Here is a 23,059-nt window from a genome sequence, read left to right as displayed (position 1 = left end):
TTTCAATCCTTTAGCCTTGCTTAGTAAAGCAAATCAATCTCTACACGACGATTCAAAGCACGTTCCGATTCAGTGTTATTGCTAGCACGTGGGTCAGAATCTCCTCGGCCTTCTGGCCATAACCTGCCTTGTAACAAAGTACCTATCGACATGGTGTTGGCGACTGAAGTCGCGCGCGCCAGTGACAAGTGCCAGTTAGAGGGATAACGGCTAGTAAAAATAGGTTGGTTGTCGGTGTGGCCGGTAATAAGAACTCGCCCGGTCGTAGACTCCAAGGCCCGAGACAGCTTTTGCAGTACTGGCACAATTGATGATTTAACTTCGGCGCTGCCTGCACTAAATAACTCGCTAGAATTAATAGTGATTCGAACACGATCACTCAATGGAGCAATTTCGAGTAATTGGCGATCTACCTCTGTTTGCAGGCGTTGCTGCAGCATAAGAATTTGTTGGTCGTCTACCGCAACGGTTGTTGTTGACGTGCTTTCCCATCGAGCTAAGGTATTAATTTGGTTAAACACCTGATTTGAATAGCTATTAATGAAATAGCTGCAGCTCATATAAATTGATAACAACACCACACCAAAAATTGCCGCTATCACCCACAGTGGTAAACCACCGTTGGCTTCATTACCAATACTCACACTCGCTTGGCTTTGTGGAGACAAATCTATATCGGCTTCGCCATGGATAGACTGCAAACGGTCAAATGCTTGCTGGCGGTACTCTTCTAGCTTCTCTTGGCCGCGTTCTTCTAAACGCATTTTGCCAACAAACCCTAGCGACAAACTTAGATATTGCAGCTCTAACAATTGGGTTTTAGCGTGCGGAGAAATCAAGTTTTCATCTAACAAGGTGAAGAAATGCTCGCCACCTGAGGTTTGCGAATGAAAAGTAGATAATAAGCTGTCACTCGCCCAAACAGATTGGCCACCCCAGTTGGTATTTAGTACGGTTTCATCAATGAAACAGCACACACAATAACGGGCAGCATCGATAATCTCGGGGCTTATTTGTTGATGCCTAAGGTTAGCTTCGTAATCACGAATCTTGTCGATACATACTTGGCGTAATGACGCGATATCGCCATGTTTAGAAGTGCAGCGAATCTGGCCTACCATTGACAATAGCGCGCTGGCCTCGTCAATCAGAGGGTTATCACCAAACTTTGGTAGTTGTACACCTCGCTCTTTATTTTTAGAGGGGGTGATAACCACGGTACACTCTGCTTCAGCAGCATTTGCGGCAATTTTACCAAGGTCGCTCACTGGCTTATTACCACCGCGGCTTCCTGGTCGAGGCTTCATCACTGTAGCTTCAGACATCTATATTCATCCTTGGAACGTTGATTACTGGCTAATCGCCCAAATTTGCATTTCAAGCTCGGGGTAATTCCCCGAAAGGTGGATGGCGACACCACCACTGGCACTAAGGCGCGACCAGTAATCGTTGCTTTTATCCAATTTGAAATAGTGAAAACCAGCGTGGTATGGGATTTGGCGCGGCGCTACGGGCAAACCAATCGCAGAAATGCCGGGGAGCTGGTTATTAACCAAGTCACGAATGTGCTCAACAGGGCCAATTTTCACCTGTGATGGGAAGCGTTTACGCAACTCGTCTGGGCTAATGTTGGCGTTAACCGCGAGTACAAACTCAGCTCGCTCTAGCAAGCCTTTATCTTGTACCTGCGCGATACGGATCCCGTAGTTGGTTTCATCTAAGGCAATTTGTACCGCTGTTTGTTCTAGCACCATGCTCATGAATTGGTTCAATACCACCATCACGTCACCGAATACGCGGGTTAGCTCATCATGTTGATAGCCAGGCAATTGCGGGGCGCGTTTTTCTTTACTAGAGAACGTCGCCAACTCACCAGCAAGACCTGCGAGCTCTTGATATAAGCGCTCCGGATGCAAACCGTTGGTCGCCAATATATGGGCAAGTACCGCGTCGTAACGGTTGAGCAACTGCAGCATTAAAAAATCTGCGATTGAGCTGGCACTGCCTTGGCCTGCGCCAATACGAGCAGCCAAGGCTTCGGCGCGTTGGCGCAACATACCGTGAACTTCTGTTAACTGTTGTTTTAGTACCGGGTTAGCTTGGGCGTTTAATGACGCGGGAATAAACTTTTCGTCGAGGCTAACTTGACCTTCTTCCGACACTTCGATGATTTTGGCTATCGCCAATGTGTCGTAACCCGATAAGTTGTCACTTTCCAGCTTCAGTTCAAAACCCGCTTGGGCTAATTGCAATACTTCAACTGCATCATTGCCAATGTTGGTATCAACCACTTCGTGATCAACAAAGCGATAGCGAGTAACACTGCGCCCTTGGGCTGATACATTCAAACCGTTCGACTTTTCAGTAGGAAGAGCAATAAACACCAATTGGTCTCTTATGCTGCTATCTAAAGAAAGAGGCTCTGGAATAGGGTCTCGAGTAGGGCTAATAATTGCCGCGCCGTCTTGTAAACAAGCCTTAAGAGTAGATAAACCAAACTTGCCATTACTTAATAGAGCACGGTCAAAATTGAGTTCGCTCACACCCCAGTAATAACTCGATTGCTGTAATAGATTTTGCTGCAACTGAAAATTCAAACTGCGTTCTTGCTGCTGAAAGTGTTGCGGACGCAAAAACATCCCCTCGCTCCAGGCGACACGACAAAAGTCACTCATGTTTTAATCCCGTGATACTGCTTTATGGATTGCCAACAAATACGGCGAGTTCACCAACATGAACATCGAAGGTTTTGTAGTTGGTAGGGTCAATAGTTACTACTTCACGCCAGCTGGCGGTATCAATATCTCGATAAGCAACTAATACACCGGCATAACGAACACCCGGAGATAACGACAGTTTGTATTCAAACTGGCTACCTGGTTCAAATTCGAACTCGGTGCGATTGATTAGGTCAGGACCAAGCACTTGCGATGCATCGTCGTACAAAGCAAAGAAATCTTGGCTGTCGAATAAGGTGCGAGACGATAATTCAAAGACTTTCACTACGACCGGCGAAGCACGCCCAGTAATGTCTGGATTAACCCCTTCGTCGACATGAAATTGTAGTTTTGAATATGGTTCTACTACGTAATTGGCTACGGTACAGCCAAACATTGAAACACTTAGTAATACACTAAGTACTAACTTCCCTATGTTGCTCATCGTTATCCCTTTTGCTCTATGCTTTTTAAGCTTGATTCATAAGCCTTGGCAAAGTCTTCCATGTAGAAAGCGTTGCTGTTTCGGCTAAACTCATTTTCCAAATCACTGTAAATTGAACAGTAACGGTTCCAACTCTTATGCTTTTCAATTGCCGAATACACTTTGGCAATTCCTTTAGCGTGTTGATCTTTGGATTCTATCGATTTAGGGTCGAGCAGTTGCATCACTCCAGCAACCGCACCTTCAATCCCCGATAACAGGGCGTATTCATGGCGCTCTAAATCAATAAACGCTTCTTTAACCGCTCGCTCTGGAGGCAGAAAACCAGCAGTTTTGCGTTGTAATAAGTTATGAATGGCATCTTCGGCATTAGTAGAAAACTTAAGCGGGTTGTTTTCATTCCTTCTGAAAGTCGTTTGATTGATTCGACTGTTTTCTTTAAAGGCAGCACGGTTATGCAAGGTATTCATGATGCCATCCAAAGAGTCGCGAGTAATCACGCCTAGTTGGTGCCACCAGCGTACCGGATTATCTTGAGAAACAAGCTCAGCAGATATTCCCATGCCTTCTAAAAAAGCAGTGAGATGGGCGTGTTCATCAGCAACTGTTGCCGTTGGTTTAGCCTGATTTTGCTGAGTTGGCGCACTAACTGCTGGCGCCACGTGATTTGAATGCTGAGTAGTATTTTGCGGGGTTGCGTAGGCAAGCCCTTCATCAACTCGAGGCGCAACGGGTTCTTGAGCAACAGGAACATGAGGTACTGCTGGGGACGGTGTAGGATCACTCACTACCGCTGCTGTAGGCGCTGGTTGTTCTACAGACTGACTGTTTTGGGGCGCCGCAGGGCTAGAGAATAGGGCATTCCAATCTTCTGGAATGCTAGATTGCTCGTCATCGGTTAAGTTTTTTGGCAGTGCAAACGCATCATCTAGATTGGCATTTAACCTAGAGTCTAAGCTGGTTGCCGCAACTGCTACAGGCTCTGGTTCAGCCAATACACCAAAGTCTTCTGCCACCGGTTGAATGGGTGCAGAGCTAAGCGCTGCAGGAGCCACAACACTAGCAGGCTGAGCCTGTGCGGAGATAGCCACTTCAATCTCGTAGTCACCAATAGCTAACACATCACCATCGTTTAACTGATAAGGCGTATCTTTAGCTAATGGCTCAACCGAGCGGTTTACAAATACGCCGTTGGTAGACGTATCGTAAAGCCAAAACTGACCACTATTCGATTCAATTCGAGCATGGCGACTTGAGATAACACGCTCGGGGTCTAGCAGACACCATGAGCATTGGCTAGCTCGGCCAATAGTAATTACAGACTCCCCTGAATCAGTAGAAAGAAATTTCTTTTCTTCCACGCCAGAGGTAAACCTGTGATAACTCATCACAGACAAACACAAATTCATTTTCTTCCCGTCCCTTAGAAGTACTTTTTTACCTCAGGCTGAACCCATCACCCTAAAGATACTAATGATTTATATATCACCAGAAAAAGAAGCGGTATTATTACACTTAATAAATAAACCAATCAATATCAAAATAAATAATTTTAATAATAAAATTATTTTTCCCTACCTTTGATTTTTGACGATATTATTGTTAGCATCCGAACCTTTGTTTTACTGGGCTAAAAGCTAAAAACCATGTAAAGCAGTGACTAAAAAACAGTCAAAAAAGTAAAGCGAACGGATTTCACAATAATTTTCTTATGTTTCTTAGAAATACTTTTAATTTTCTTCTATTAAAGAGACTTTAATTCGAGAAATTAAAGACTAGAAAAACCGAAAATAGTATTCTTACTATTAATATATTTGTCACACATTAATGATAAAATGTGTTTTAGCCTGATAGGGTAGTTTCCATGGATGACGTTAATAAAGACCAAACCGCCACACCGAAAAAAAAGCTGAACAAGCAGCTAATTCTTCAGGTTCTAATGACAAAACCGTAGTAAGTAATACAGAAACGGTAACCCCAAAAAAAAGCAAAGCGCACACTCCTAACGATCAAATGCTCAATCGCGTCATCAAAAAGCGCTATCAAATTGAAGGGTTGGTTGGCCACGGTGGAATGTGCGATGTGTACCGCGCCAAAGACTTATTGCTAGAAGCCGCTGGTGATAGCCAGCCTTATGTGGCGATTAAGCTGTTACAAAAAGAATTTCATGATCAGCCAGATGCTGCACGTATTTTGATTCGAGAAGCTCGGAAAACGCAGCGTTTAAGCCATCCTAATATCATTCGCGTGTACGACTTTGGCGTAGACCAAGAAGACTACTACTTGGTAATGGAGTGGTTAGATGGGCAAACCTTAGATGAAGTGATAAAGAGTCATCGACCTAATGGTTTGTCTTATAAAAGCAGCTTGGCTCTACTTCAGCAGCTGACTTCTGCACTCAGTTATGCCCACGAAAATGGCGTAGTACACGCCGACTTGAAACCAGGCAACATCATGCTATCGCGAGATGGCACCATCAAAATCTTTGATTTTGGTGTATCACGCGCACTTAACTTAAATGCCGATCAGTATGCTGCAGACAAGCCTGAAGAAACATCACCTGTGAGTGGCTTTACACCGACTTATGCTTCACCAGAGTTGCTGGATGGCGCTGCGCCGAGCATCGCCGACGATGTATTTGCCTTTAGCTGTATCGCTTACGAGTTGCTATCTAGCAAGCACCCATTTAATCGCAAAACAGCAAACCAGGCAGCGAAAGAAAAGATTATTCCAGCTAAACCAAAACATGCTCCTTTAATTCGTTGGGCTAGTTTGAAAAAAGGCTTAAAGTTCGAGTTAAATCAACGCACAACAGATCTTTCCAAGCTGGAAAAAGGCCTAACCAATAGTTACTTTAAGCCTACTTTTGCAGTTGCATGCGGGATAGCATTAATTGGCTCTGTAGCTTATGGCTACCAACAAACCGAGCTGCAATTTAACCAAAGCCAACAAGCCCTAGAAACCTTGCAGCGAGTAGAGCTGGCTAACCAAGAGTTGGTGGCCTTAACACCTCAGCAATTTTTGCCTATTCTCAGCACTATTCCTGCAAAACAACATGTGCCTAAACAAGCGATGCTTCGTGATAAGCAACGTTTAGTGATTGATTATTATGAGAAAAAAATCGACGATTTGTTAAATAATCGAGACAGCGCTTACCCCGATTACTACGCGATTCAGTCTTTACTTCAAGAAGTGAATCGAATTTATCCTGATTCCTATAGCTTGGCTTTAATCGCTGAAGACGTAAACCAAGGCTGGATGGGAACCGTTGAAGCACTGAGCCAACGTTTAGACACTAACCTAGAGCAAGGTAGATACCAGCATAGCGAAGATGGCGACGATATTTACCTTATCTATCAAGATTTGTTGCAAGTAAGAACTGACTATCAGTTTGCGCCCAATGAAAAATCAGAAAAAATGTTCACTCAGCTTTTCGACAAAGCCGCAGACGACTTAGATGTAGTTGCTCTTGCCGATATGATCTCAGCGGGTGAGACCTTTTTTGCCAATAGCGAACAACAGCAAGCGCGCATTGCTCGTGCAGCAGAGTTGAAGTCATCAATTAGTGCCATGGCAGAGTACAAGCAAGCCATAGCCAATGAACAAGAAGCTGATTTTCCTTATCAAGCCGCTGAAGTGTTTTACCAAAATCACTTCGCACAAATGCAAGAACGCATCGATGGTTTAACCCGTGTGAAAACGCTAGATAAAATGGCGCGAGAAGTAGATGTAATGGCCAAAGAGTTGCCTAACGACTTCTCACACCTAGTCGAAACACGCCAATCCATGGCTAACAAGTATCTACGTTTTTCAGATTACTTATTGAAAAAACGCCGCACTAAAGAAGCCAGTGCCGTAATGAAAAAAGCGCAAGATTTAATGACCAAAGTGCAAGATGCTCGCGTTGCCGATAACGCTTAAACGGCTTCGCCTGCACTTATAATTACCCTTAGGTAATGACAGTTTAGTGTGATTCAAAGCAGGTAGGCCGAGTCATCGGTCTACCTGCTTTAACTAAAAGCTCACTGGTTACGCTCTGCAGGTATATTCGGTGCTAAACCGTCAAAAACTCAATAGGCTGATAATGTTATTCCTCCACTGCTTAGCCATTTTCAAAGAACTGCGCCTGTAATCCTGTTTACTCGAAAGCCAGCCTCATTATTGCCAATAAGCCTTAAGTAAAATGGCTAAACCAACACTCGCCAAGAACTAAACCTCTGCCACCCAAAAATGCCTTCAATCCAGGCTGTTTAAACAATCTACAAAAACGCGAGTAGGTTCACAGCAAACTCGTCTTAAATTATATAATAATACAAATATAACGGGATTTATCGACGACTCAAAAGGATTACCTATGCGCTTACAAAAAACAATCGCTCTTGGTGCTGGCATTCTGGGCACTTGTATTGCCCTATCCGCTCACGCTTATGTTCAAGATCCGCAGCTCACCAACTACCGCGCCGACAAAGGTAAAAGTGCAGTATGGCTAAGCCACGAAGATTCAAGTAACGGTTTAGGCGATGTGGGCAGCTCAAAAGATAGCGCTTTTGAAGGAGAAGGTTCATCTCGTTTTCGCTTTAAGCGCGATGTCAGTAACCATAATTTTTCAGCAATGCCTGGTTTAAGTCAGCTGGTGCGTGATTTACCAGCCAATACAGACATGGTGTTCTCTCTATTCTATTGCGATAAAAAAGGTAATAGCTCACCAACGCAATTATATTTTGGTGTTCGAGAAGTTGGCGATGCATCGCTCACTGGCAATATGCTAGCCGAAACTCGCGCGCACGTGCGTGATCTAGCCAACGCGCCACAAGGAGAAAACAAGAAGTGTTTCCGCCAAGTCAGTATCGACTTCAATACTGGCGATAATAACCAAGTGGAAATATTTAGCCTTTTAGAAGTAGACACCAGCACGACACCTAGCTTAGATAAAGAGCTGGAAGTACGCGTAGATGCCTTTTCTATCAGCAGAAAATAGCAACACATTACGCCATTAGTCACTCACGGCTAGCGCAAAGCTAGCCGCGTTTTAATTCCACAAAGTCCTACCCTCGGCTCTTCAATAAGCCCCCTAAGTAGCAGTATTCTTAGCAATGACAGCCAATTTTAAGCGGAATACAGTCTTGCTCATCCATGATGAGTATTTTGCCCCTGCTAAAATGCCAATGACGAATTTGTCTTCAAAAACACCCTAAGAAAAATGGTAATTACTGCTACATGAGCAGTATTTATATTGCTTAATGTTTAAGCTAGCCCCCGTTTTTACTTATAAACATAAGCTAGAGCGGGGCTTTTCATAACCAGCATGTAATAATGTTTAATACATCAAATAGCCGCCAGTCATTTCATAGCCACCAGCTTAGAGAGCGCCTAGTGAAAAAAATAGCCGTATTCGCCGATGTTCAAAACATCTATTACACCTGCCGCGAGGCCTACGCTAAACAGTTTAATTACCGCAAACTTTGGCAGCAATTAAAAGAGCAAGGCGACATTGTTGCAGCTTATGCTTACGCAATTGATCGCGGTGATAACCAGCAGCTAAAATTTCAAGACGCACTTAAACACATTGGTTTCAAAGTAAAACTTAAGCCCTTTATTCAACGCAGCGACGGCTCAGCTAAGGGCGACTGGGATGTTGGCATTACCATCGACGTATTAGAAGCGGCACGCGACGTAGACATGGTAGTCTTGCTCTCTGGCGATGGTGACTTTGCCATTTTGCTGGATAAAATCACTCAGGAGTATTCAGTTGAGGCTTTGGTCTATGGGGTACCTAGCCTTACCGCCCATGCCTTAGTTAACTCGGCCAGTGTTTTTCAAGCTATAGAGCAGCCTTTATTACAATAAACTACCTACATTAGCCCCCAGCAAAATGCCGCCTAGTTTTGCTGTTCGGCCCTTCTAAAACACCTCAAGTGACATATATTTTTACAAGACAAGCTCAGTAAAGTGAAAAACTTGCTATTTTTTACACAATTGTGCCGTGTTTTCAGCTATCATCGCGCCCCCGAAAGCAATTGCTGCTGCGGTTATACCTTTATTTTTCCCTCGAAGAGGACGCCATTGTGAGCCAAACTGATTTTTCTACTCTTGCCCTACACCCTGATTTATTAGCAAATCTGGAAACTCTGGGTTATAGCTCCATGACGCCAATTCAAGCGCAAAGTCTGCCAGAAATTCTGGCAGGTAAAGATGTTATCGCTCAAGGCAAAACGGGTTCAGGTAAAACCGCCGCTTTTGGTTTAGGTTTGCTTAATGCCCTAGAAGTTAAACGCTTTCGCATTCAAACATTAGTATTGTGCCCAACCCGTGAACTAGCCGACCAAGTAGCTAAAGAGATCCGTAAGCTGGCGCGTAGCATTCATAACATTAAGGTGCTAACCCTATGTGGAGGCATGCCTTTTGGCCCGCAAATTGGGTCGTTAGAACATGGAGCCCACATTGTTGTTGGCACACCGGGTCGTGTAGAAGAACACTTAAACAAAGGCACGCTGAAGTTAGATAACATTAAGAACCTGATTCTTGATGAAGCAGATCGCATGTTGGAAATGGGCTTTCAATCGGCCATTGATGCCATTATTGAATTAGCACCGAGTGATCGGCAAACCTTATTGTTTAGCGCCACCTTCCCAGCTCAAATTGAGAGTATTTCTCAGCATATAATGCGCGAACCAGTGCGTATAGAAGTGGCTAGCACTCACGATGACTCGTCTATTACACAGCACTTTTATAAAGTAGATGACAACGAGCAACGTATGTTAGCGCTACGCTTGCTGTTACTACAGCATCGCCCTCAATCTAGCGTGGTATTTTGCAATACCAAACGCGAAGCGCAAGAAGTTGCCGATGAATTACGCCTACTCGGCTTTAGCGCTGTAGCCTTACATGGTGATTTAGAACAGCGTGATCGCGACCAAACCTTAGTGCAGTTTGCCAATAACAGTGCCGCCATTTTGGTAGCAACCGATGTCGCAGCTCGAGGCTTAGATATTGACTCGCTTGATGCTGTGATTAACTACCACATTGCACGCGATGTAGAAGTGCATGTGCACCGCATTGGTCGTACCGGGCGTGCTGGCAGCAAAGGCTTGGCTTTTTCATTCTTTAGCGATAAAGAGCATTACAAAGTCGCCTTACTGGAAGACTACTTAAGCCGCCCCATTGAAGACGAAGAACTTCCAGATATGTCTTTACTAAACAAGAAACCAGCAGGTGCGTTAATGGCTACCCTGCAAATTGACGGCGGTAAGAAACAAAAAGTAAGAGCCGGCGATATTCTGGGTGCGTTAACGGGCGAAAATGGTATTAGCGGCGCACAAGTTGGCAAAATTAACCTGTTTGATAACCGCGCTTATGTAGCAGTGGAGCGCGAAGTACTTAAGCAAGCACGTAAGAAGCTAGAGCACGGAAAAATGAAAGGCCGCTCGTTTAGAGTTAGACACCTAACTTGCTAAGTTAAGCAAACTAACACTCCGCCAGTGATCACTGGCGGACCTAGTAGGTATTGTAATTAAAGACCAAACTCCCACCTTTTAGCACGCTGCCATAATTAAATAGCAAACCAATACTTACATTATCTAACCAGCCCTCACCATATGCACCAGTGCCCATTAACAAATCAAAACCAAATTCATAGTAATGCGGTGTTTGAAAAGCCTCGTTAGTATTGCCAGTTAAATCAACCCGTGAAGCCGATAACTGCCCAGCAAATGAGATATCTAAAGCGCGACCAATAGGGTGAGCGTAATACAGGGTATTACGCCAAGAACTTGCACCAATATTGACTTTATGAGGCTCAATCTCAGACCCAAAGCTCTCCCCATACATGTAAGAAAAGCGCGAGCGATACTTAAGTTTGTGCTTACTCCAGCGCTTTTGATATTGCATCGCTAAGCTAGGGTGTAACATCCAAGCATTGAGCGAAAAATTGGTAAGTACTCCATCAAACACAGGTTGAAATATTTGGCTAATGGAATTGTTGTAAATATATTCTTGCTCTAAACGCCGAATACTTGTGCCTAATTCAGCACTAAAACGCCAATTTTTTATGCCATCCCAATGGGAGCCGCCGGCTAAAAATGCTGAGTATACTTTAAGTTTTTCATGATCTCGGGTGGGGTCTAACTCTTCGTAAAGCGTGATATCGTGAAATCGCTGGGTATAACCCAAACGGCCTGTGGCATAACTCTCCCATGCATGGCCATGCCAAGGAAGTGACAAGGTTAATGGTATGGTAATGGTTTTCAACTCATTTTTGAGACGATTGGCATCATCGCCACCAAGGTTATCATCGTCGATGGGAATAAAGCCCGAAGGGTCAAAATTAACAAAGCCAATGGTTACCGTTTCGCGATCATGAATCACCGCATCGGCGGCAAAAGTCCCCGCTAAATTTCGCTGTATAATTGGTAAGACCTCACCTTCAAAATGTCCCTCTGCCAAAGCAGCATTAGCAGTGTTCCTAAGCAATGAGTATATCAAAACAACCAAGATACAACGTGAAGTTAATGATAGATTCATCCTTGAATATACCCTTCTTATCTACAAGCCTTTTAAACCTGAGGTATCTATATCTTTTAATGCTTGGTGCGCAATATCATCTTGACGTTGTTGCTCAAGTTTTTGCTGTTCAATAGCTATACGTGTTTGTCGCTGCAAGGCCTCTTCTTGAGATTCACACTGACGAAAGCCATCAGACCACCCTTGCGCATATTGCTTTTGCTGCTCAAAACGATTGATGTCTTTTTTGAACTGGTCAAACAAACTTCCTCCTGCTTGATGTCCGCTATGGCAGCCATCTTCAAAGCCATCGGCGTAATCAACCGGATAGCCTTGTTCTTGCATCTGTTGCGACTGACTTGCACAAGCAAATAGTGCGGTAGATATTGCCATTATCATGGTTAATTTGAGTATGTTCAAAACGTCTCCTTAGAAATGGATTTATTTTAGTTAAGTATAAGTACCATTTAATCGTTAGATTTACCAAAGAGCTAGGTGCTACCTCTTAAAAGTAGCACCTAGTCATTTAATATAACTTTATCCAGATGGTAACGCAGCGCTATAGCTATACATATTCTTAGCTCAGCCAAAGGCCAGGTTTGATTGATAGGCAGTAAAATAGCGCGCTGTTTCTGATAACGAAACAAATTTGGGAACAAGGTTTTATACACCTCAACCAACTTTGTTTTACAATTTACGTATAAGCCTAAGTAGCCTGGCTGCTTAGCTTGCCAAGCTATTCGCAAGGTAGTGCCCGACTTTGTTTGTTCGGTGAGGTAGGCTAGCTCGCCCCACTTTAGGGTTTCGTGTAGCTCACCTACGCCCTCAGTTGTTTCGGCCACCGCTAAAATTTCTGCTCTTAATAACAACACTTGTTGCTGAATAGCAGCAGGATACTCTGAGATAGCAGCCTGCAGCTCTGGCTTTAATTGCCGCATCATTACCAAGCCTTTGCCGATACTAATGCGCGCTGAAACAGCGGCCAAGAAACAAGGTGCTGCTGATAACGCCCAGCGGCTCCTTCAAACTCGATCCCATAATTAGTTAAACGCTGGGCCATTACCGCATAGTAAGCATCAAGCGCCCCTGCTTTGTTAAAGGCGAAACAACCATCAAATTGTTGCCAAATAGCACTTAGGCGCTGTAATTCAGTCTCAATCTTAGGAGCTAGGCTCGGTGGTAAGCCTTTTTCAAACTGAAAGGGCAAATACTGGCGAATAGCCAAAAATCCCGCATGCAATTCCGCCATATAGCTACGCGCTTGAGCACGCAATCTCGCTTCATTGGGGTAGAGCTGGCCATTAGCTTGCTCGTTAGCAAACTCGATAATCGCTAAGGAATCATGAATGACAATATCTTCACACCTTAGCACTGGCACCAGCAAGCTAGGAGATAAGCTAGCTAACTGTTGTTGGTAACCCGCCTGGCCTAGAGGGACAGCAGTAAGCGAAAATTCCAGTTCTGCTAACTGCATACAAAGATAGGTACGCAATGACCAAGTGGAATCACGCCCAACAACCAAGGTTAAATTCTGCTCCATATCAGCTCCCCTGCAACGTGGCTTTTAAACCTTTCTGACGACTGTATATAGTGAGTAAAATCCCCCCTAATACCAAACCCGCCGAGAGTATAAAGTTTAACCCAAGTGGCTCGCTAGCAAACAACCAACCGCCTGCCGCCGCAATTAAGGGTACCAATAACTGTAACACCGCCGCTTGGCTGGCCGACAAACTCCCCAACGCGATATACCAAACCCAGTACCCCAATCCAGAAGCCAGAGCTCCCGAACTCAACGCTAGCAACACGCCATATACAGTCATGTTAGCTTGCATCGCTATCCAAGGTAGTAAAACCACTAAAAATGGTAAGCTGCGCCAAAAGTTAAAACAGGTATCTCGGCTAGGGCTTAATGAACCTCGCCCATTTAAGGTATACACCCCCCACGCACAACCTGCCACTAGCATTAAAACAAAGCCGACCAATGATACCGATGCCTGTTCGCTTGGCGCTAATAAAACGACCAAACCGGCAAACGCGAAGGCAATACCAAGGCCTTCGCCCCAAAATAATCTGACACCTTTAACTATCGAAATACCCACCATGCTTAGTTGCACCGCCGCAAATAATATTAATGCGCCAATACCAGTATCCAAATAAAGATAGGCAAATGAAAAACAAGCTGCATAACTAAACAGCATTACGCCCGACCACCAACTTCCCTTGCTTTGCTTTGCGCCAGAAGCAGGTTTTATCGCCAACAACAGCACCAAAGTAATAGCACCCGCCAACAAACGCACCGCGGTAAAGCTGGCAGCATCAATTTGTTGGTCCCCCAAAGCCAAGCGGCACAGTACTGAATTACCCGCAAAAGCAATCAGCGCAATAAGAGTGGTCAAGTATGAGCGCATAGGTTGGGAGTTACTCAAGCTCAGACCACACTGCAAATTCGTTACCACTAGGTTCGCAAAAATGAAAGCGTCGCCCACCGGGGAAACTAAAAATTGCTTTAACTACCTTCCCGCCAGCTCGCTCTACTTTAGAAAGAGTCTGCTCTAAGTCTTGGCTATAAAACACCAGTAAGGCAGCACCGTTTTCGGTTGACGACTTTAACGGCGCTTGAAAAAAACCACCGTCTAAACCCTGCCCAGAAAACGCGGTATATTGCTCACCAAAATCTTCAAACTGCCAAGCAAAAACGGAGCTGAAAAACCGCTTAGTGGCGATGAGATCGCTGCTGGGGAACTCTACGTAGTTCAGCTTTTCGTGCTGATTCATTATTTCACTCCTTGAAAGCTAATTGGGTTAGCACTTACATAAACAAAGTGCCTTGCATATAGGTTGTAGCATGCCCAGCAACAGTGACACTTTGCGCATTTAACTTGCAATGCAATACGCCACCACGGTTCGAAGCTTGGTAAGCCACCATTTTCTTTTTATCTAAACGCGCCGCCCAAAATGGTGTAAGTCCAATATAAATAGACCCAGTAACTGGATCTTCATATCCGCCATTGGCAGGCCAAAAGTAACGCAATACAAAATCGTAATCACGACCTTTAGCGGTAACAACCACATCATAAGGACCAAGGGTTTTAATTAACACTTCATCAATAACTATCGATTCAACCTACGCTTGCTGATCATAGACCAGGAAATAAGCCTGTTGATTTCGCAAAACCTCACTCGGTTATATCGATACTCCATTTAATAGAGCATCTGGAATCTCTTGTATTGGCTGAGGTAGGTGAATGGGAAAATCCATAGCAATTAAATGGTTTTCCGCACGGCGTACGCTTAGCTCTCCCACTTTAGAAGTCGCAAATCTTAGTTCTAAGGCCTCAGTATTGTTTTCAAAGAGAACGCGTGCAACTGCCAGCCTGGCTTGTCCACAAAAATCAATTTCACAAATAGGCGAGAACCAGCGGATAAAATAATAGTTGGTCGCGAGAGGTACTAAGAACGCGGTTTCAGACAAGTTGTTTTCTATTGCTATCGCCTGCATTAACGCGTCTTCCAGCCAACGTTCAAGAATGATCACCGCTGTCGGATTACCTTTAAATAAGTCTTGGCTAAAGCTATCCACTTGATGGATCTTCAAGTTCATTGTGTTCCTTGTCATTAGACTAATTGCCTATTGTCAACTGGGGTAGAGATATGAGCTCGTCAACTTTACAAGACGCACTCCTCTGAACAGTGAGCGAAAGATCACACATACACCTTTACATTAATCCAATATACGTTACACTTCGCTCGCTGGTAAAGGTTACAGCGGATATTTATGCCCCATACAAATGCGTTGATTTCTTAGATTTCATACCTGTTTGTTCGTAAGTAATTTCTGCATCTTTCGGCACCCTTTAACTTACCCGTTTTTGGTGTAAGTTTTATTTATTATATTTTGGAGATTACTCATGGCTACAGGTCGCGTAAAATGGTTTGACGAGCAAAAAGGTTTTGGTTTCATCGAGCGTCCAGATGGTAAAGATGTATTCGTACATTTCCGCGCTATCAAAAGCGACGGTTACAAAACTTTAGCTGAAGGCCAAGAAGTACAGTTTGAAGTAGAAGAAGGTCCTAAGGGTCCTCAAGCTGCTAACGTAACTGTTGCTTAAGCTGCTCTTTAAGGCATAGTATCCAATTAGTCTTTGATTAGTTAGACACTAGCTTTAAGCTAAAAAAACGGCCTGCTTGGCCGTTTTTTATTGCCTGTAGAAAAGTAAACATAGCGATCAATCCGCTAAAGCAAACTGCGAAGCTGCGGAAACATGAATAGCGGTAGTATCGTAAAGCCTAATAGCGGTATGTGATTGCTGCACCAACAAGCCAATCTCAGTACATCCTAAAATAATAGCCTCTGCCCCTGCGGCTTTAAGCTTTTCCATTTCTTGCAAATAAACATCTCTAGAGCTGTTTAACACCTTCCCCTGACATAACTCTTGATAAATAATGTTATGTACTAACGCCATACCAACATCGTCGGGAACTAACACTTCTAAACCACGCTGTTGCAAGCGACCTTTGTAAAAATCCTGCTGCATAGTGAACTGAGTGCCTAATAAACCCACTCGCTTAACACCGTCTTTAAGCAACTCGCTCGCAGTAGCATCAGCTATGTGCAGCAGAGGAATACTCAAAGCTTGCTCTACATCTTCTGCTACTTTGTGCATTGTATTGGTAGCAATTAGCAGAAAATCTGCGCCTGAGGCTTGAACCGACAAACCAGCAGCGAGCATTTTTTCAGCTAAAGCCTGCCAATCCCCCTGATGTTGCAAGCGTTCTATTTCAGCAAAATCGACACTGACTAGGTTTATTTTGGCTGAATGTAAGCCGCCTTTTGCATGCTTAACGGCAAGATTCAGTTGCTGGTAGTACATTAGGCTCGATTCCCAGCTCATGCCGCCTATAATGCCAATTGTTTTCATCATAACCTCAATGCTCACCCAGCTACCATTTGGTAGGCTTTTCTATTTCATATAGATCGTCTGCAATGTTATCGATACGCTTTTGCATTACTACTTGTGCATCTTGCAAGCCTTGGTTGTAATAAAATGCGCCAATTTCTTCAGAGAAAAAATCCAATAGAAACTCTGCATCGAACTGACCAATTTCAACATCTAACTGTTGCTCACAATAACTTTGGACTTTACTCACTAATGCGCGTTTTTGATCAACTGAAAACTCAATAGCAGACATGGTTAACATTCCTCTAGAACTCGTTGTTCCAATTCATCTATTTGTTGCTCGGTTTTAATTTGCTGCTGCCAATAACCCACATTGACCCATTCGCCGAATTTTCGCCCTACCTTTTCAAACTCAGCCACCTTATGAAAACCCAAGCGCTCGTGAATAGCCACGCTAGCAGGGTTAGGTAAAGCAATACCCGCGATAACAGTAGCAATAGGATAATCCTGAAGGCGGTTTAACAAAGCTTGGTACAGCTGAGTACCAACTCCTTTGCCAGCAGTGCTATGCGCGACATAAATGGAGCTTTCAACGGAAAAGCGATAGGCACTGCGTCCTTTCCAAGGGCTCACATAGGCATAACCCAATATCTCACCTTTCTGCTCGTACACCAACCACAGCAGCTCTTTTTGCAGAGTTACAACCCGCGAAGCGATATCACTAGGCTCAACTTGCCGTTCTTCAAAGGTGGCACGACTGTTTTCAATAAAATAATTGTAAATACTGCAAATTTGCGGGCAATCACTTAACAGTGCATCTCTGATCATGGTTATCCTTTTCCTATCGAATACCGCTCTGTATTCACCAAACAACTTGCTCGACTATCAGCGACTTAAAAACAAAGCCAACTTGATACAGACGAAAGAAAAAAATTTGATGACTATCCTTCCACAAGAATATGCTTCAATGTTGAAACTAAGCGGGGCTATAAGCACTCTAAAACAGAACTAAACTACACCCACAATAAAACATTTTCCCAAGATTAGAAGGGGAATGTTTATACCGCTTAACCTGCTAGAAGCACGACATCTTGTGTGGCCGTTGCTCGCCGTAAACTCCACCAACACCGAATGATAAAAAGTAGCTGTGCCCAACTTAGTGACTTAAACCCTTCGTTCTCTTAACGAGAGTGCGCCGTCAGCATCGAAAGTAGAGGAGAGGTCAGCAAATAATCGACGTGACCACCGGATTGGCAGCGCTTAACCTTAAGCGAATTCTATACTTGAGCTCTACACATCCAACTAGCGTTATTACCCTCAAACGACATTACTCAAATGTGTAAACAAAAGTTGCTTCTAAAGCGTTAGCACTAACACACATTTGCTAGTTTTTCGATCATAAGTATTGTAGGACAAATTAGACCAAAGTATAGTGCAAAAAAAACGGACAGATAGGTTAATAAGTAAACGAATTATAGAGCTATTTATCAAGGAACTTTCGTGAAAACATTAGCAATACTATTAGGGACACTTAGCACTCTGTCCTTCTCCTGCTGGGGCTTTAATAGCCACATAGTAGAGTCCACGCCATCTGAATTCATTAATTCAAACGCGCAAATTAACTACCACTATTACAACACCAGTCTAGGTGATCGCCCGGCGCGTATAAAAGGTCTGGTGGGGATTATTGATGGTTACGCAATTTTAAAGCTTAGCTGCGCGAATAATGGCGCGGTATCGGTAAAACACAATGTGATTAAAGCACCTGAACAGCACGTATCCATTGACCACAAACAACTGAAAACTAAGCTTAGCCAATTCAATTATAGCCTTAGCTCTCAAGAACAAATTACCCAACTAAAACAAGGTAGATACTTGCAGTTTTCTCAGCAACCTACACTAACAGCAAATTTGAAGTTAAAAACCACATCAGTATCTTTACAAGGCTTTACAGCTACTTACGAGCGGATGAAGCAACTTTGCGCACAAAGCGCTGGCCTAGCAATGCGTTAAGCCAAATAGGCAACAGCTTGTACCTTGTTGTTATTGAAAAGTACTGCTTAACTTAGTTGCTTGGTAAAATGATGGCTTCTAATATCAAAGCCATGACGTAGATAAAATCGGTGAGCAGCAAAGCGTTGTACCCCAGATCCCAAATGAAACTGCTCACACTGTTGTTGCTTGGCATAGTCTTCTAGCCAATGCAGCAACTGCTTTCCAACACCTTTCGAGCGGCAATTTGGCAGTGTCACTAAGTCATCCAAATAAAGGTGTTTGCCCCAAGATAGCTTCCAAGCAATCACAAAACCGGCGACTGCAACAATTTGCTGCTGGTCACTTAAGTAACTCAACTGATAACCCTGCTGCTGCTGCAACTTAATTTGTTCAATCAATGTAGCTTTGGTGAAGCTTGGGCGAAGCACCAGCATAACATCTGCCACTTGCCCTAATTCAGTATCAGATTGCAGTAAGCTCACTTGCATTCTATAGGCTCTCTAAAGGATTAACCATGCTACCTATAGCAGCACAACGTTGAGTATGGATGCTTGAATTTAAGACTAAGGTATTTAGCTAAGCCCTATAAAAACGGCTTACAAGGAAGGGATAAACTCAAGTCTTGCTAAACGATTTTAGCAAGACTTGTTGACACATTTATTTCGAAACAAGCGCTTCTTTATTAGAATCAGCGTCTACTTCCGACTCTTCAGGCTCGGCAAATACTTCGGCCACCGACTTGCGAGTTAACTCACCTTTGAGGTTGCCGTCATCATCTACTACAGGCAATGAGAAATCACTTTCTAAACTGTCGGTTATAACACTCTCAATGGCCGCGTCTGGTGAAATAGTCGGCACGTCTTGATACTCACACGTTTCGAATTGCTCATCAGCATTTGATTTCGATGCTTGCTCAAGCGAATCTTGCGTCACAATGCCTTGGTAACCATCCTCGGTAACATGATAAGCGTAGTCGCCTTTGATTTTTTTCATTTGCTGCAATGCTTCGCCAATAGTATCAGCCGTAATTCGCCGCGCAGGAGGCCGCATTACCGTTTCTACAGTAAGCGCCCGAGCTCGGTTTACGTCTTTTACAAAAGCTTCAACGTAATCGGTAGCGGGATTTAACAGAATATCGTCTGGCGTGCCCTGCTGTACCACCTCACCATCTTTCAAAATAGCAATCTTGTCGCCAATGCGCAGTGCTTCATCTAAATCGTGAGTAATAAAGATAATAGTTTTGTGCAGGGTTTCTTGGAGTTCAATCAGCTGATCTTGCATTTCACTTCGAATCAGCGGATCAAGGGCTGAGAAGGCTTCATCCATTAGCAAAATTTCTGCATCGGTGCTTAAGGCACGTGCTAAACCTACACGCTGCTGCTGACCACCTGAAAGTTGCGAAGGATATTGCTGCTCATACCCGTTTAAGCCCACGGTATCTAACCACTCTTGGGCTTTTGCTAAACGCTGCTCTTTAGGCACGCCCTGCACGGTTAAACCATAAGCGACATTTTCAATCACACTACGATGTGGCATCAAACCAAAACGTTGGAATACCATCGACATTTTATGACGGCGGAAATCTTGCAGCTCTTTACTGCTCAGCTTCATTACGTCAGTGCCCTCAATGCTAATCACCCCTTCGGTAGGGTCAATCAGACGGTTGAAGTGACGGATCAAGGTCGATTTACCAGAACCAGACAACCCCATTATTACGTAAATTTCGCCTTGCTGTATCTCTAAGTTAATGTCTTTAAGACCCAAAGTGTGACCAGTTTCCGCCAGAATTTTATCTTTAGGTTCTCCGGCCTTTACTCGCGGCATCACCTGCTTCGGATTTTCACCAAACAGCTTGTATAAGCCCTGAATTTTAATTAGCGGCTCAGTCATGCTTAAATCCTTGAAGATGTGCTTGGGTGCGCTTAGCGTAGGCTTGTGAGACACGGTCAAATATAATCGCCAGCGCTACAATCGCTAATCCGTTGAGTAAACCCAAGGTAAAGTACTGATTGGTAATTGATTTTAATACAGGTTGGCCTAAACCCTTCACCCCAATCATTGAGGCAATCACCACCATCGATAAAGCCATCATAATGGTTTGGTTGATTCCCGCCATAATGGTGGGCATCGCCAAGGGGATCTGCACCCCAAACAAACGTTGCGTGGTACTCGCACCGTAGGCTGTAGCGGCTTCTAACACCTCTTTATCCACCAAACGAATGCCTAAATTAGTTAAACGAATTACCGGAGGAATACCGTAAATAACCACCGCGATCACCCCAGGAATTTTACCAATGCCCAGCAGCATCACTACCGGAATCAGGTATACAAAAGCTGGCAGCGTCTGCATAACATCTAGCATAGGGGTAATAATTGCTTGGGTTCGATTAGAACGGGCCATCACAATGCCAATAGGAATACCTAAGGCAATGGCCAGCATAGTACACACGGTAATGATGCTCATGGTTCGCATCATGTCTTCCCACATGCCGAAGTAACCCACCAGTAGCAGTGATACTACGGAGCCAATAACGAGCTTCCAAGAACGACTCGCGGCATAAACCAAACCTGCACACACAATCAATACTAACCACCACGGAGTGGTAATAAGCAATTTTTCAAACCAAACTAAAAACTGTAAAAGGGGCTCAAAAAATGATTCGATGGCTTCGCCATACTCTCGGGAAAAATTACGATATGCACCATCTAAAGACTTACGAATAACGGTGAGATCGGCTCGACTCATTTGTGGAAAACGTTCCAACCATGACGAATCCGCCATAAATAACTACCTCTATTAAAAACGCGAAAGGCCAACCCGAGGTTGGCCTTTTTGTTACTTAAACTACATACTGGCTAAAGCTTTACTGACCTTGGCGGCAACTTCATCTGATACCCAAGCTTTCCAGCTTTCTGGGTTTTCAGTTAAGTAGTGATACATTGCTGCATCGCCATCCGCTTGGCTTTCTTCCATCCACGCTAATAAACTATTCATTTCAGCATTAGTGAATGAACGCTTAGTAATGTAGTCATAAGCAGCCGGCGCCTTAGTGGCAAACTCTTCCGTCGTTACAGAGTGAACTGGCGAAGGTGGGTACATGGTTACTTTAGGGTTTTCACAATCTTCTTGAGTGGTACAGTTCAAGAATTCTTGCTCGTCAATACCGTTTCCAGTATCCACTTTAACCATTTCGTATTTACCTAGCACAGCAGTAGGTGCCCAGTAATAACCAAACCAGCCTTGTTCGCGGGTGTAGGCTTTAGCAATTGAACCTGAAAGGCCCGCACTCGAACCTGGATCAATCAGTTCAAAACCTGACTTCTCTAGTTCTAAAGCATCAAATAAATTACTTGCAGAAATTTGACAGTTCCAACCCGCTGGGCAGCCGTAAAAGCCAGATAGCTCTTTACTTTCAGGGTGAACAAATAATTTAGCGTGTTTCTTAACGCCTTCGATAGTGGCAATTTCAGGGTACTTTTCAACTAAGTACTTAGGTACCCAAAAGCCTTCTTCACCGCCGTCAGACAATGACTTACCCGCAAAGCGAATACGCTTTTCTGCTACGCCGCGATCTAATACTTCTTTAGCAGAGTTACTCCATAACTCAGGAGCAATATCAGGTTCGCCTTTTTCCATCATAGAAACGGTGGTTGGCATGGTGTCGCCTGGTACAAGTTCGGCATCACAACCGTAACCATGTTCCAGAATAAATTTATCTACGTTGGCAATAACGGTTGCAGAACTCCAGTTCATGTCTGCAATGGTAACACTGCCACAGCTGTCTTCAGCTTGAGCAAATCCGCTCACTAAAAGCAGTGCTGCATATCTTAACTTCATATCCCTATCCTTCCCTGTGTGCTTTCTTAGCGTTAAGAATCATACACTTCAAATAATTAGAGTTCAAACTAACTAATGTGTATACCCTCTGGTTTGAGTATGGGATATACTCCGAAAAACCCCAAAAAAGCATTTAAATAGTTATGCAAAAATCTGCTTACTGGCAAGACGTGTTGATTTCCTTACGGAAAATTATCCGCGCTACCGACCTACAATCCAAACGCATTGTAAAAGCCTGTGGCTTAACCATTCCGCAAGTGATGGTATTACGGGCAATTGAAGAAATGGGCACCGTTAATGTTAAACGCCTCTCCGACCAAGTCTCATTGAGTCAAGCCACAGTAACCACTATTCTTAATCGACTGGAGGAGCGGCAGCTGATTGAGCGAGTACGCTGTGCCACTGACCGACGCATTGTAAACCCACGCCTTACCAGCCGCGGCCACGATATTCTTACTACTGTGCCGCCATTACTGCACGAAGAATTTATTCAGCGCTTTGAGAGCCTAGAAGATTGGGAGAAGACCCAAATACTCTCGTCTATGCAACATATTGCTTCAATGATGGATGCAGAAGCGATTGATGCAGCCCCATTATTAGACATTGAAGCGCCGGTAAAAGATCTACAACGCTAAGAAAATTACTTTCAACTCAAACTAATTCAGGA

General features: G+C 44.0%; 24 protein-coding genes and 1 pseudogene. 7 read left to right on the top strand and 18 right to left on the bottom strand.

The genetic code is table 11. The features are described 5' to 3' along the window. Positions 1-20 precede the first annotated feature (20 nt). The 4 genes from tssL to tagH are packed head-to-tail and all read right to left on the bottom strand — an operon-like array spanning position 21 to position 4,571. Entirely contained in the window at positions 21-1,325 is a 1,305-nt protein-coding gene (gene tssL / locus ACLD71_RS06715) for a type VI secretion system protein TssL, long form (RefSeq protein WP_303552176.1), read from the bottom strand. A 24-nt stretch (positions 1,326-1,349) separates the two neighbouring features. Then, positions 1,350-2,675: a type VI secretion system baseplate subunit TssK gene (gene tssK / locus ACLD71_RS06710; RefSeq protein WP_137672488.1), complete on the bottom strand. Its 1,326-nt coding sequence runs from the start codon at positions 2,673-2,675 to the stop codon at positions 1,350-1,352. A gap of 22 nt (positions 2,676-2,697) precedes the next feature. Continuing rightward, a complete protein-coding gene (gene tssJ, locus ACLD71_RS06705; protein WP_137672489.1) occupies positions 2,698-3,162 on the bottom strand; it encodes a type VI secretion system lipoprotein TssJ in 465 nt (154 codons plus the stop codon). A gap of 2 nt (positions 3,163-3,164) precedes the next feature. Beyond that, entirely contained in the window at positions 3,165-4,571 is a 1,407-nt protein-coding gene (gene tagH, locus ACLD71_RS06700; protein WP_411993741.1) for a type VI secretion system-associated FHA domain protein TagH, read from the bottom strand. A 604-nt stretch (positions 4,572-5,175) separates the two neighbouring features. Between tagH and ACLD71_RS06695 the strand changes: the two genes are divergently transcribed. From ACLD71_RS06695 to dbpA, 4 genes are all read left to right on the top strand, one after another. Further along, positions 5,176-7,083 carry a serine/threonine-protein kinase gene (locus ACLD71_RS06695; protein ID WP_411993739.1) on the top strand — a complete coding sequence of 636 codons (1,908 nt, stop codon included), beginning with the start codon at positions 5,176-5,178 and terminating at the stop codon, positions 7,081-7,083. 433 nt (positions 7,084-7,516) lie between these two features. Next, the gene (locus ACLD71_RS06690; protein ID WP_303552187.1) at positions 7,517-8,140 is read left to right on the top strand and encodes a hypothetical protein; all 624 of its coding nucleotides are present in this window, start codon (positions 7,517-7,519) and stop codon (positions 8,138-8,140) included. Positions 8,141-8,535: 395 nt separating this feature from the next. Continuing rightward, positions 8,536-9,009 (top strand): NYN domain-containing protein, encoded by a 474-nt coding sequence (locus ACLD71_RS06685; RefSeq protein ID WP_137672614.1) that lies wholly within the window; start codon positions 8,536-8,538, stop codon positions 9,007-9,009. A 218-nt stretch (positions 9,010-9,227) separates the two neighbouring features. Next, complete coding sequence (dbpA, locus tag ACLD71_RS06680) at positions 9,228-10,616, top strand: ATP-dependent RNA helicase DbpA (protein WP_411993737.1); 1,389 nt, start codon at positions 9,228-9,230, stop codon at positions 10,614-10,616. Positions 10,617-10,656: 40 nt separating this feature from the next. Here dbpA and ACLD71_RS06675 read toward each other — a convergent pair whose 3' ends face one another. The 7 genes and pseudogenes from ACLD71_RS06675 to ACLD71_RS06645 all read right to left on the bottom strand — a co-directional run bounded on the left by ACLD71_RS06675 (position 10,657) and on the right by ACLD71_RS06645 (position 15,262). Continuing rightward, entirely contained in the window at positions 10,657-11,682 is a 1,026-nt protein-coding gene (locus ACLD71_RS06675) for a Solitary outer membrane autotransporter beta-barrel domain (RefSeq protein WP_411993736.1), read from the bottom strand. Between the two features lie 21 nt (positions 11,683-11,703). Further along, the gene (locus tag ACLD71_RS06670) at positions 11,704-12,081 is read right to left on the bottom strand and encodes a hypothetical protein (protein ID WP_235836170.1); all 378 of its coding nucleotides are present in this window, start codon (positions 12,079-12,081) and stop codon (positions 11,704-11,706) included. A 98-nt stretch (positions 12,082-12,179) separates the two neighbouring features. After that, complete coding sequence (locus ACLD71_RS06665) at positions 12,180-12,602, bottom strand: DUF1801 domain-containing protein (RefSeq protein WP_411993735.1); 423 nt, start codon at positions 12,600-12,602, stop codon at positions 12,180-12,182. Then, positions 12,602-13,201 (bottom strand): glutathione S-transferase N-terminal domain-containing protein, encoded by a 600-nt coding sequence (locus tag ACLD71_RS06660; RefSeq protein WP_411993733.1) that lies wholly within the window; start codon positions 13,199-13,201, stop codon positions 12,602-12,604. The genes ACLD71_RS06665 and ACLD71_RS06660 overlap by 1 nt, the downstream gene beginning before the upstream one ends. Position 13,202: 1 nt before the next feature. Continuing rightward, positions 13,203-14,057 (bottom strand): DMT family transporter, encoded by an 855-nt coding sequence (locus ACLD71_RS06655; protein ID WP_411993731.1) that lies wholly within the window; start codon positions 14,055-14,057, stop codon positions 13,203-13,205. Positions 14,058-14,079: 22 nt separating this feature from the next. Further along, positions 14,080-14,436 (bottom strand): VOC family protein, encoded by a 357-nt coding sequence (locus ACLD71_RS06650; protein ID WP_137672497.1) that lies wholly within the window; start codon positions 14,434-14,436, stop codon positions 14,080-14,082. A gap of 34 nt (positions 14,437-14,470) precedes the next feature. Further along, positions 14,471-15,262: pseudogene (locus ACLD71_RS06645) on the bottom strand (PhzF family phenazine biosynthesis protein). Positions 15,263-15,569: 307 nt separating this feature from the next. Between ACLD71_RS06645 and ACLD71_RS06640 the strand changes: the two are divergent. Beyond that, a complete protein-coding gene (locus ACLD71_RS06640) occupies positions 15,570-15,770 on the top strand; it encodes a cold-shock protein (RefSeq protein WP_137672498.1) in 201 nt (66 codons plus the stop codon). Positions 15,771-15,887: 117 nt separating this feature from the next. Here ACLD71_RS06640 and ACLD71_RS06635 read toward each other — a convergent pair whose 3' ends face one another. From ACLD71_RS06635 to ACLD71_RS06625, 3 genes are read right to left on the bottom strand one after another with little or no spacing between them, the layout of a single operon-like run. Continuing rightward, on the bottom strand, positions 15,888-16,580 hold the full coding sequence (locus ACLD71_RS06635; protein ID WP_137672617.1) for an aspartate/glutamate racemase family protein: 693 nt from the start codon (positions 16,578-16,580) through the stop codon (positions 15,888-15,890). Positions 16,581-16,602: 22 nt separating this feature from the next. Beyond that, positions 16,603-16,851: a DUF2164 domain-containing protein gene (locus ACLD71_RS06630; RefSeq protein WP_137672499.1), complete on the bottom strand. Its 249-nt coding sequence runs from the start codon at positions 16,849-16,851 to the stop codon at positions 16,603-16,605. A 2-nt stretch (positions 16,852-16,853) separates the two neighbouring features. After that, complete coding sequence (locus tag ACLD71_RS06625) at positions 16,854-17,387, bottom strand: N-acetyltransferase family protein (protein ID WP_411993729.1); 534 nt, start codon at positions 17,385-17,387, stop codon at positions 16,854-16,856. 672 nt (positions 17,388-18,059) lie between these two features. Between ACLD71_RS06625 and ACLD71_RS06620 the strand changes: the two genes are divergently transcribed. After that, the gene (locus ACLD71_RS06620) at positions 18,060-18,572 is read left to right on the top strand and encodes a hypothetical protein (RefSeq protein ID WP_411993728.1); all 513 of its coding nucleotides are present in this window, start codon (positions 18,060-18,062) and stop codon (positions 18,570-18,572) included. A 47-nt stretch (positions 18,573-18,619) separates the two neighbouring features. Here ACLD71_RS06620 and ACLD71_RS06615 read toward each other — a convergent pair whose 3' ends face one another. The 4 genes from ACLD71_RS06615 to ACLD71_RS06600 form a co-directional block, all read right to left on the bottom strand. Then, positions 18,620-19,042: a GNAT family N-acetyltransferase gene (locus ACLD71_RS06615; protein ID WP_411993726.1), complete on the bottom strand. Its 423-nt coding sequence runs from the start codon at positions 19,040-19,042 to the stop codon at positions 18,620-18,622. A gap of 169 nt (positions 19,043-19,211) precedes the next feature. Continuing rightward, positions 19,212-20,444 carry a quaternary amine ABC transporter ATP-binding protein gene (locus ACLD71_RS06610; RefSeq protein ID WP_411993724.1) on the bottom strand — a complete coding sequence of 411 codons (1,233 nt, stop codon included), beginning with the start codon at positions 20,442-20,444 and terminating at the stop codon, positions 19,212-19,214. After that, positions 20,437-21,336, bottom strand: a complete 900-nt coding sequence (locus ACLD71_RS06605) for an ABC transporter permease (RefSeq protein WP_137672504.1) — start codon at positions 21,334-21,336, stop codon at positions 20,437-20,439. Before ACLD71_RS06605 ends, ACLD71_RS06610 begins: the two co-directional genes overlap by 8 nt. Before the next feature lie 63 nt (positions 21,337-21,399). Beyond that, positions 21,400-22,392: an ABC transporter substrate-binding protein gene (locus tag ACLD71_RS06600; RefSeq protein ID WP_411993722.1), complete on the bottom strand. Its 993-nt coding sequence runs from the start codon at positions 22,390-22,392 to the stop codon at positions 21,400-21,402. A 143-nt stretch (positions 22,393-22,535) separates the two neighbouring features. On the opposite strand from ACLD71_RS06600, the gene ACLD71_RS06595 reads away from it, so the two are divergent. Next, entirely contained in the window at positions 22,536-23,027 is a 492-nt protein-coding gene (locus ACLD71_RS06595) for a MarR family winged helix-turn-helix transcriptional regulator (protein ID WP_137672506.1), read from the top strand. Positions 23,028-23,059 lie beyond the last annotated feature (32 nt).

Source organism: Agarivorans sp. DSG3-1 (genome assembly GCF_046774965.1).
Lineage (GTDB): Bacteria > Pseudomonadota > Gammaproteobacteria > Enterobacterales > Celerinatantimonadaceae > Agarivorans.
The sequence above is the reverse complement of the archived record's forward strand: the minus strand, read 5'-3'. Positions and strand labels throughout refer to the sequence as shown.